The following is a 10,458-nucleotide window of genomic DNA, read 5'->3' on the forward strand; positions in this document are numbered from 1 at the left end:
CATAGCTCATGACGCCAGCGACGAGAGTATGACGAATGACCGAAGATGTAATGACCATCCGAGAGATGTGCGAGACCTATGACGTCACGCCCCGTACCTTGCGGTTCTACGAGGCCAAGGAACTGCTGTTTCCGATCCGCGAGGGTCAGAAACGCCTGTTCACCAAACGCGACCGGGCGCGGCTCAAGCTGATCCTGCGCGGCAAGCGCTTTGGCTTCAGCCTGGAAGAAATCCGCCAACTTCTGGATCTGTACCACGTGGGCGACCAGCAGGTGACCCAGATGTCCCGCACCTACGAGATTGCGTGCGAGCGTCTGGCCGACATGGAATCGCGCCGCGAGGAACTGACTCAGGCCATCGACGAATTGAAAGAGCAGTTGCGCTGGGGCGAGAAGGTTATCGCCTCGATGAAACAGGAAAAGAAGGCGGCTGAATAAACCCGCCTCCGGACATATGAATTAAGGGAGCTTCACATGCCCGTCTACAACGCGCCAACCAAAGACACGCAGTTCATCCTGCACGACGTTCTGAAAATCTCAGACTCGGATATCCCCGGATATTCCGAGCTCGAGGTCGATTTCACCGCTGCGGTACTGGAAGAAGCCGGAAAGGTCGCCACCAACGTGCTGCACCCCCTGAACGTGGTCGGCGACACCGAAGGGTGCCGGTTGGAAAACGGGATTGTGTATACTCCGACGGGCTTCAAAGAGGCCTTCGAGCAGATGAAAGAAGGCGGCTGGCCCGGTCTGGACATGCCCGAGGAATTCGGTGGCCAGAACATGCCCTATGTCATCGGCACCGCCGTGGGCGAGATGTTCTCGTCCGCAAACGAAGCTTTCACCATGTATCAGGGCCTGACCCACGGCGCGGCGTCGGCGATTCTGGCACACGGAACTGACGAGCAGAAAAACAAGTACTTGCCCAATATGGTCGCCTGCGAATGGACCGGCACCATGAACCTGACCGAGCCGCATTGCGGCACCGATCTGGGCCTGATGCGCACCAAGGCGGAACCGCAGGGCGACGGTAGCTACAAAATCTCCGGCCAGAAGATTTTTATCTCGTCCGGCGACCACGACATGGCCGACAACATCATCCATCTGGTGCTGGCCAAAATCCCCGGCGGCCCCGATGGCATCAAGGGCGTGTCGCTGTTCATCGTGCCTAAGTTCATCGTGAACGAAGATGGCTCGGTGGGTGAACGCAACGGTGTCTCGGTCGGCAAGATCGAAGAGAAGATGGGTATCCACGGCAACTCAACCTGCGTCATGAACTATGACGAGGCCACCGGCTGGCTGCTGGGCGAAGAACACAAAGGCATGCGCGCCATGTTCACCATGATGAACGAAGCGCGTCTGGGTGTCGGCATGCAGGGTCTGGCCCTGGCCGAGGCTGCCTATCAGAACGCATTGGAATACGCCAAGGACCGCCTGCAAGGCCGCGCGGTGACCGGCGCACAGAACCCCGATGGCCCCGCCGACCCGCTGATCGTCCACCCGGATATCCGCCGCAACCTGATGGACCAGAAAAGCTTCACCGAGGGCGCGCGCGCTTTCATCCTGTGGGGCGCGACCATGATCGATCAGGCGCACCGCTCGGGCGACAAGGACGCGGACGGGCTGATCTCGCTGCTCACGCCGGTGATCAAGGGCTTCCTAACCGATCAGGGCTATGACATGACCGTTCAGGCGCAGCAGGTCTATGGCGGCCATGGCTACATCGAAGAATGGGGCATGTCGCAATACACGCGCGACGCCCGGATCGCGATGATCTACGAAGGCGCAAACGGTGTTCAGGCGCTGGATCTGGTGGGCCGCAAGCTGGCACAGGATGGCGGCAAGCACGTCATGGCGTTCTTCGAAATGGTCAAAACCTTCTGCAAGGAAAACGGCGGCAAGGATGAGGCCTACGACAAGGCTTTCATCGAACCGCTGAAAGCTGCGTCCAAGGACCTGCAGGCCGCGGGCATGTACTTCATGCAGGAAGGTATGAAGAACCCGAACAACGCGCTGTCGGGATCGTATGACTTCATGCACATGTTCGGCCATGTCTGCCTGGGCCTGATGTGGGCGCAGATGGCCAAGGCAGCGCAGGACGCTCTGGACGGTGGCGCCTCGGACAGGGACTTCTACGAGACAAAAATCAACACCGGCCGTTTCTACATGGCCCGCCGCCTGCCTGCGACTGCGATGCACCTGACCCGCATTCAATCGGGCGCCGACACGGTGATGGCTCTGGACGCGGCGAACTTCTGATCTCAGTCTGGGTTCGGGCCTCACCGCCCGAGCCCACCCCGGAGGAGACATAATGCCAAAACGCTTTCGCCTGACCCGCCGCTTCCCGGTTGCGATGACCGAGGATGGCTACCGCAGACTCAAAGGCTTTGCCCGCGAGGCCGGGCTGGACGAAGGAGAGGCGCTGTCGTTTCTGTTCGAAAACTTCAATAGCGTGATTGATGAGGAGAACCTGACCCACAGGCTGCGTATTTTCAATTCCGAGCTTGAGGCGCGCAAGCGTTAAACAATTCGCAACACCGGGCCGCCAGCGCCTGTTTCGATGCCGGATGCCTCCGGCGGGAGTATTTTTGAAAAGATGAAGATGCGATGCGCCCCTGCCACCGGGCGCTCTCGCCATCAGGACAGGGACGACTTCACCTTTTACGGTCATCGGCTCTCCAGCCTGTACCGCAGGCTCAATGAAGCAGATCAAGGTTGATCAAAGGTAAACGCCGCCCCTTCATCTTTTCAAAAATACTCAATTCCAACCTGACCACACACGCCACGGGAGGGGCGCGCGCATGACCATCCAACTGCACTGCTTCGGAGAAAGCGGGAATTCCTACAAAGCCGCGCTAGCGCTGGAGATGTCGGGGCTGGACTGGGAACCGGTCTTTGTCGATTTTTTCAACGGCGCCACCCGCACTCCTGAATACCGCGCCGAAGTGAACGCAATGGGCGAGGCCCCCGTCATGGTTGACGGCGATTTCCGCACCAGCCAGTCTGGTGCCATTCAGGCCTATGTGACCGAAAAGTCCGGCAAATTCGGCGGCAAGGACCGCGATGAGAACTATGAGATTTTCCGGTGGGTGCTGTGGGACAACCATAAGCTCAGTTCGATGGCTGGGTTAACGCGATTTTTGGTCAACTTCCTGCCGGAAAAACACCGAAACGCGGATGTGATTGCGTTCAATCAGGGGCGGCTCAAGGCCGCCTATCAGACGCTCGACGCCCATCTCGAAGGCCGCGACTGGATCGTTGGTGACGGCGTGACCAATGCTGACATCAGTTGCTGCGGCTATCTCTATTACCCCGAACCGTTCGGCTTTGACCGCGCCGAGTGGCCCCATATCGATGCCTGGCTGACGCGCCTCAGCGAACAGCCCGGCTGGAAACACCCCTATGACCTGATGCCCGGCAACCCGTCGGATCGAGCTTAAGGAGAAGACCCCATGACCGAAGCTTATATCTATGATGCCCTGCGCACCCCGCGCGGCAAGGGCCGCAAGGATGGCAGCCTGCACGAGGTGACCTCGGTGCGCCTGTCCGCCTTGACCCTGAACGCGATGAAAGAGCGCAACAACCTTGAAGGCCACGCTGTCGAAGACGTGATCTGGGGTAACGTGACCCAGGTGATGGAGCAAGGCGGCTGTCTGGCGCGCTCGGCGGTGCTGGCCTCGGATTTGGATGAATCGATCCCCGGTCTGGCGATCAACCGTTTCTGTGCATCCGGCATGGAGGCGGTGAACCTGGCCGCGAACCAGGTCAAGGGCGGCGCAGGCGAGGCTTACATCGCTGGCGGGGTCGAGATGATGGGCCGCGTGGCCATGGGCAGCGACGGGGCTGCGATTGCCGTGGACCCTTCGCTGGCGATGGAGACTTATTTCGTACCGCAGGGCATCTCGGCCGATATTATCGCGACAGAGTACGGGTTTAGCCGGGATGACGCGGACGCGTTGGCGGTTGAATCGCAGAAACGCGCGGCAGAAGCCTGGGCCGACAACCGGTTCGAGAAATCTGTAATCTCGATCAAGGATCAGAACGGCCTGACCATTCTGGACCGCGACGAATACATGCGCCCCGGCACCGATATGCAGAGCCTTGCCGCGCTGAACCCGTCTTTCGCGATGATGGGCGAGCAGATGCCCGGTTTCGACAAAGTGGCGATGCTGAAATACCCCCATCTTGAGCGGATCAACCACATCCACCACGCGGGCAACAGCTCGGGCATCGTGGATGGGGCTGCGGCGGTTCTGATCGGCAACAAGGAATTCGGCGAGAAATACGGCCTCAAGCCCCGTGCGCGCATCAAGGCGACCGCCAAGATTGGCACCGATCCGACCATCATGCTGACCGGTCCGGTGCCGGTGACCGAGAAAATTCTGGCCGACAACAGCATGAAGATCAGCGATCTGGACCTGTTTGAAGTGAACGAAGCCTTCGCCTCGGTCGTGCTGCGCTTCCAGCAGGCGTTCGATGTCGATCCGGCGCTGGTCAACGTCAATGGCGGTTCGATCGCGATGGGTCACCCGCTGGGCGCGACCGGCGCGATGATCATCGGCACGCTGCTGGACGAGTTGGAGCGTCAGGACAAGGAAACCGGTCTGGCCACGCTGTGCATTGCCTCTGGCATGGGTGCGGCGACCATTATCGAGCGTGTCTGATGCCCAAGCTGGACCTTTCCCAAATCCCCTATAAGGGTGGGTCGTCCTATCCCGGCAAACTGGCCGAGGCGGTCGGAGGCCGTTTCAACCAGCGGGTCGGCGATGCAGGCGGGCTGACCCAATTCGGGGTGAACATCGTGCGGCTGGAGCCGCAGGCCCTGTCCTCGCTGCGCCATTACCATATGGAGCAGGACGAGTTCGCCATCATGCTCAGCGGCCAATGCGTGTTGATCGACGATGATGGCGAGCATGACATGCTGCCCGGTGACTGCGCCGCATGGCCTGCCGGTGAGGCCAACGGCCATCACCTTGTAAACAGAACCGATGCGCCCGCGACATTCCTTGTGGTGGGCACACGGACCCCGACCGAGACCGGCTATTACAGCGACGTAGACATGATGGTGAAGTTCGACCCCGAGGGTTTTGCCTTCACCCGCAAGGATGGCAGCCCGCTGACGGCTGACCAGATTGGAGATGACAATGACTGATTTCACTCTGAGCAAGGACGCAGACGGCGTTGCCTTCATCACCTGGGACGCACAGGGTAAATCCATGAACGTCCTGACCCGCGAGGCGTTTCAACTGGTCAGCGCGCTGGTTGATCAGGCGTTGGAGGATGACGAGGTCAAGGGCATCGTGATCACCAGCGGCAAGGAAGGCTCGTTCGCGGGCGGCATGGACCTGAACACTCTGGCGACGATCCGGCACGAGGCCGGGGATGAACCGGCGAAGGCCCTGTTCGACTTTGTCATGGGCGGGCATCATATACTGCGCAAGCTGGAACTGGCGGGAATGGACCCCAAGACCAAGAAGGGCGGCAAGCCGGTGGCCTGTGCCATCAACGGCACCTGCGCTGGCATCGGGACCGAGATCGCTCTGGCCTGCCATCACCGCGTCATGACCACCAACCCGAAATCCAAGATCGGCCTGCCGGAAATCATGGTCGGCATCTTCCCCGGCGGCGGCGGCACCATGCGCTACAGCCGTATGGTCGGCGCGATGGCGGCGGCTCCGGTTTTGCTGGAAGGCAAGATGATGGACCCGAAGAAAGCCAAAGGCGCGCAGCTGATCGACGCGGTGGCGGATGATCCGGTTGCGGCGGCCAAGGAATGGGTTCTGAACGCCAAGGATGCTGATCTGGTCAAACCCTGGGATGCGAAAGGCTATAAGATGCCCGGCGGCGCACCCTACCACCCTGCAGGTTTCATGACCTTCGTTGGCGCCAGCGCCATGGTGAACGGCAAGACCCAAGGTGCGTTCCCCGCCGCCAAGGCGCTGCTGAGTTCGATCTACGAAGGCGCGCTGGTCGATTTCGACACCGCCCTGCGGATCGAGGCGCGCTGGTTCACCAATGTCCTGATGAACCCGTCCTCGTCTGCAATGATCCGGTCGCTGTTCCTGAACAAGGAAGCGCTGGAGAAAGGCGCGGTGCGGCCCAAGGATGTGCCGGATCAGCGGGTCAAGAAAGTTGGCGTTCTGGGCGCGGGCATGATGGGGGCCGGGATCGCTCTGGTCTCGGCTCAGGCCGGGATGGAGGTTGTTCTGATCGACCGTGACCAAGAGGCTGCCGACAAGGGCAAAGCCTATAGCGAAAGCTACATGGACAAGGGCATCAAACGCGGCAAGGCCACGGCTGAGAAAAAAGAAGCCCTACTGGCGCAGATCACTGCCACCCCCGATCTGGAGCACCTGAAAGGTTGCGACCTGATCATCGAAGCCGTGTTCGAAGATCCCGGCGTCAAGGCCGAAATGACCCAAAAGGTCGAGGCGATCATCCCCGAGGATTGCATCTTTGCCTCGAACACCTCGACCCTGCCGATCACCGATCTGGCCAAGGCGAGCGTGCGGCCCGAGCAGTTCATCGGCATCCACTTCTTCTCACCGGTTGAAAAGATGTTCCTAGTCGAGATCATCAAAGGCAAGGAAACCGGTGATCGCGCGGTGGCAAAGGCGCTGGACTATGTGCGTCAGATCCGCAAGACGCCCATCGTGGTCAACGATGCGCGGTTCTTCTACGCCAACCGTTGCATCATCCCTTACATCAACGAAGGGGCGCGGATGATCACCGAAGGCGTCAGCCCCATCCTGATCGACAACGCGGCACGTCAACTGGGCTTCCCGGTCGGGCCGATCCAGTTGACCGATGAGACCTCGATCGATCTGGGGGCCAAGATTGCGCGTGCGACCAAGGCGGCGATGGGGAATGCCTATCCCGAAAGCCCCTCGGACGATCTGATCTTCTGGATGGAGGAACAGGGCCGTCTGGGCCGCAAGGCCAATGCCGGGTTCTTCGACTATGACGAGAAAGGCAAACGCGTCGAATACTGGAAAGGTCTGCAGGACAAGTACCCGTTGGCCGAGGATCAGCCCGACCTGATCGAAGTGCAGGAACGTCTGATGTTCGCGCAGGTTCTGGAAGCGGTGCGGGCGCTGGAAGAAGGCGTTCTGGAAGATATCCGCGAAGGCGATGTGGGCGCCATTCTGGGCTGGGGCTTTGCGCCGTGGTCCGGTGGCCCGCTGAGTTGGTTGGACATCATCGGTACGCCGTATGCCGCCGAACGCTGCGACCAGTTGGCTGCGGCCTATGGCGAGCGCTTCACCTGCCCGCCCCTGCTGCGTGAAATGGCCGACAAAGGCCAAAGCTTCTACGGTCGTTTCAATCCGGAAACCAAAGCCGCGTAATGAAACAAAACCGGCGCGGGATGGCCCGCGCCGGTTTGTACCTTATTGATGTGTCAGCATCATCCACTCTGGCTTCAGAAACAAGGTCGGCTGCCGGGGCCGTCCGGGACGTCCGGGTCGCCTACACCCCCGCATCGGGCGCAGCGGAATGACCGGGTTTTCCGATACCGGTGCAGGCAACGCCCCAAGAGGGTTCGCCAAAGCCGTCATATCGCCCCGTCGCGCAATCGACTCCACCAGCGCGCTGGCAATGTCGTCTTCGGCCACCTGATAACGGTTCTGGTTCGCGGCCCGGCGCATGCTGAACCGGCCCGACGGGCAAAAGGCTTGCAATCCGCCCTCGACAAAGATCACCTCGTCTTCGTCGAAGAACAGGCTGGTCACTTCGAATGACTCCTCTGGTGCCTTTGATTTCAACCGTCCCAGGCCGCTCAGAACCCGGGCAGGTATGACCGGGCAACCCTCGACGACGATGTCGATCTTACCGGCATCCAGCGCAACGCCCTGTTCCGGCATCAGCCAGACAGGTCGACCGTTATAAGCGGTGCGCGCGGGCATGTAGACCGGCAGATACTCTGCCCGCGTCTCACCCTTTGGGATGGTTATCGAACTGGTGGAAATCCGGCGTACCTCTTTGAATCCATGGTCCAAAGTGCGGACCAGATCGCCCACGGCAATCCTTTCGATCCGCTTCCACCCGCTGGTTGTGGCAACTTTGGTGCCTAGCAGGAATCCCCCCCGCCGCGCCGTTACCGCTTCTCGTGTATTTACATGTTCAACATTCTCGGAAAAATCCGAGATACTCACTACTTCCAACACGTGCCTAGCCCCCCTTGGCACTGATTTATGATCCCGAAGTTCTAGCACTGAAACGCGCCGCGCGGCTTAATTTTGACATATTTGCGCCCAATTTGGGCCATCTGAGGCACCTTTGGACGCTTTGGCGCGAACAAAGCGCCCTGCAATTTGCGCATTAGTCCAAATCAGGAAACCAGCGGCGTTTTGAGCCGCCCGAATCTGAGGCCCCTTGCCGCGCGAAGGAACTAGGCAGCCTTCGGTTCGGCTGACGCCCGGGCGCGCCAGCCCAACAGCCCCCCGGCCGTGGCGATCAGCCCAATGCCGGCGATCTGCGTCGCGCTCAGTGTTTGGCCTAAGGCGATCCATGCAAATAACGGGCCGAAGATCATCACCGAGTATTCGAATACCGCCACGTACGAGGGCTCCCCGACCTGATAGGCCTTGATCAGCATGAAAACGGCGATGGTCGATCCGACCGCCTGCAGGACGATCCAGGGTATCGCCGGTTGCATCTCCCAAACCCAACCGCGGGTCACGAACCCCTCGGGTCCGTCCGGGACAGGGACGGGGAAGGTCGTGAATACCGCCAGCCCGATGGCCCCGGCCATCCCCAATGTGATGACCATCGCAGCCAGCAGCGCCACCGTGCTTTCCCCGGCACAATGGCTGCGGGTGATGATCGCGCTCAGCGCATAACAGAACCCACCGGCAACCGGCAGCAAGGTACGGGTATCGAAATCGGCCGGGTTGGGTTGCAGGACCAGCAGAATACCGGCGAACCCCAACAGAACGGCCAGAATGCGCCATGGCCCAACCGGTTGCTTCAACGCCAGCGCCGAAATCAACAGCACGAAGATCGGGGAACAGAACAGCCCCGCCAGCGCTTGAGCAATAGGCATCAGTGCCAGCGACGCAAAATAGAACAGCATGGCCAAAGTGATCAGAAAGCTGCGCAGCGCGACGGGTCCCAGACGTTTTGGCCGCATCCCACCAAGCCCCAGCAGGGACAGCCCGACGATCAGTGGCAGCATCATCAGCGCGCGGCTCAGATGAAACTGCCAAAGGCCAACATGTTCCGCCAGCAGGATCACGAAATTGTCGATCACCCCGATGATCGCCATAGCCCCGACCATCAGTACCGATGCCAGAACCGGCGATGTTGATGTGTCTGACTGCATCTGTGCCTCGATCCGTTGCGCTGTGCTATCCAGCACAAATCCAAATCCCTGCGCAACAGGTTTGCGCCCTGTGATTTCACCATGCTAAGCTATGGCCAAACAAAAACGAGCAGACCTCATCCAGATGACGGCCCTGAAACAGTACCAGCGGATCGAAGCCACCGGTCTGTGGCGCCCCTCGCCCGATGAACAGCGGCGCGAGGTGGTGGTGTCGATTGGCGAAGCGACGCTGACAATATCCGATTTCAACGACCGGGCGCTGACCCATTGGTCGCTGGGGGCGCTGGAACGGCAAAATCCGGGGGCATACCCGGCCATTTTCAACCCAGACGGTGACCCCGACGAGACGCTGGAACTGGCCGAATCCGAAACCACGATGCTTGAGGCGATAGACCGCCTGCAACGCGCCATCGACCGGTCGCGCCCGCACCCCGGACGGCTGCGTTGGCTCAGCGTCGGGGGTGTCGCTGCTGCTGTTCTGGCGGTTTTGCTTCTGTGGCTGCCGGGGGCGCTGCAAAGCCATGTCGTCTCGGTCGTGCCCGAGGTCAAACGACAAGAGATCGGCGACACAATCCTGCACCGGATCGAGCGTGTGTCCGGGCGCGCCTGTTCCGCGGCGGACGCGCAGGTCTCGCTGGATCGGCTGGCCAAACGGACCGGGGTGCGCCAGATCATCATCCTGCCTGCGGGTGTGAAGGACAGCCTCAGCCTGCCGGGCGGGACGGTTCTGCTGAGCCGGGCGCTGGTCGAAGATCACGAGGACCCGGCGGTCGCCGCCGGTTACATCATCGCCGAACGCGCACGGGCCGAACATCAGGATCCGCTGGAGGACCTGCTGGACCGGACCGGCGCGTCGTCGGCCTTTCGCCTGCTGACAACCGGAGGGCTGACGGCGGATATTGTCGATACGTATACCGAGCAGGTTCTGACGGAACCCCGCCCCTCGCTGAGCGACGAAGACTTGCTGGCCGTGTTTGCACAGGCCGCACTGCCCTCGACCCCCTACGCCTATGCCCGCGATATCACGGGCGAGACTGTTCTGGGCCTGATTGAGGCCGACCCGATGGCCGGTCGGACACTGGAACAGGTCCTGCCGGACCGCGATTGGGTCCGGCTGCAGAATATCTGCGGAGAGTAACC

At 60.7% G+C, this 10,458-nt stretch carries 10 protein-coding genes; 8 read left to right on the plus strand and 2 right to left on the minus strand.

Annotated elements, in window-relative coordinates; genetic code table 11:
- Positions 1–35: 35 nt before the first annotated feature.
- The 7 genes from ACR0K1_RS04690 to ACR0K1_RS04720 all read left to right on the plus strand — a co-directional run bounded on the left by ACR0K1_RS04690 (position 36) and on the right by ACR0K1_RS04720 (position 7,342).
- Positions 36–437 (plus strand): MerR family transcriptional regulator, encoded by a 402-nt coding sequence (locus ACR0K1_RS04690; RefSeq protein WP_480613402.1) that lies wholly within the window; start codon positions 36–38, stop codon positions 435–437.
- Between the two features lie 36 nt (positions 438–473).
- Positions 474–2,255, plus strand: coding sequence for an acyl-CoA dehydrogenase C-terminal domain-containing protein (locus ACR0K1_RS04695; RefSeq protein WP_480613400.1), 1,782 nt, complete (start codon positions 474–476; stop codon positions 2,253–2,255).
- Positions 2,256–2,307: 52 nt separating this feature from the next.
- Positions 2,308–2,520, plus strand: coding sequence for a hypothetical protein (locus tag ACR0K1_RS04700; RefSeq protein ID WP_170609554.1), 213 nt, complete (start codon positions 2,308–2,310; stop codon positions 2,518–2,520).
- A 277-nt stretch (positions 2,521–2,797) separates the two neighbouring features.
- Positions 2,798–3,436 (plus strand): glutathione S-transferase family protein, encoded by a 639-nt coding sequence (locus ACR0K1_RS04705; RefSeq protein WP_480848985.1) that lies wholly within the window; start codon positions 2,798–2,800, stop codon positions 3,434–3,436.
- 12 nt (positions 3,437–3,448) lie between these two features.
- The gene (locus ACR0K1_RS04710; protein ID WP_480613396.1) at positions 3,449–4,660 is read left to right on the plus strand and encodes an acetyl-CoA C-acetyltransferase; all 1,212 of its coding nucleotides are present in this window, start codon (positions 3,449–3,451) and stop codon (positions 4,658–4,660) included.
- Entirely contained in the window at positions 4,660–5,148 is a 489-nt protein-coding gene (locus tag ACR0K1_RS04715; protein WP_480613394.1) for a cupin domain-containing protein, read from the plus strand. The genes ACR0K1_RS04710 and ACR0K1_RS04715 overlap by 1 nt, the downstream gene beginning before the upstream one ends.
- Positions 5,141–7,342, plus strand: coding sequence for a 3-hydroxyacyl-CoA dehydrogenase NAD-binding domain-containing protein (locus ACR0K1_RS04720; RefSeq protein WP_480613392.1), 2,202 nt, complete (start codon positions 5,141–5,143; stop codon positions 7,340–7,342). The genes ACR0K1_RS04715 and ACR0K1_RS04720 overlap by 8 nt, the downstream gene beginning before the upstream one ends.
- 42 nt (positions 7,343–7,384) lie before the next feature.
- On the opposite strand, the gene ACR0K1_RS04725 is transcribed toward ACR0K1_RS04720, so the two are convergent.
- Together ACR0K1_RS04725 and ACR0K1_RS04730 are read right to left on the minus strand one after the other, a co-directional pair.
- Positions 7,385–8,161, minus strand: coding sequence for a Hint domain-containing protein (locus tag ACR0K1_RS04725; protein ID WP_480848988.1), 777 nt, complete (start codon positions 8,159–8,161; stop codon positions 7,385–7,387).
- 224 nt (positions 8,162–8,385) lie between these two features.
- Positions 8,386–9,354 carry a DMT family transporter gene (locus ACR0K1_RS04730; protein ID WP_480848990.1) on the minus strand — a complete coding sequence of 323 codons (969 nt, stop codon included), beginning with the start codon at positions 9,352–9,354 and terminating at the stop codon, positions 8,386–8,388.
- 88 nt (positions 9,355–9,442) lie between these two features.
- Between ACR0K1_RS04730 and ACR0K1_RS04735 the strand changes: the two genes are divergently transcribed.
- Entirely contained in the window at positions 9,443–10,456 is a 1,014-nt protein-coding gene (locus ACR0K1_RS04735) for a hypothetical protein (RefSeq protein ID WP_480849037.1), read from the plus strand.
- The last annotated feature ends 2 nt before the right edge of the window (positions 10,457–10,458 follow it).

The sequence above is a fragment of the Ruegeria sp. F5 genome, assembly GCF_056533845.1.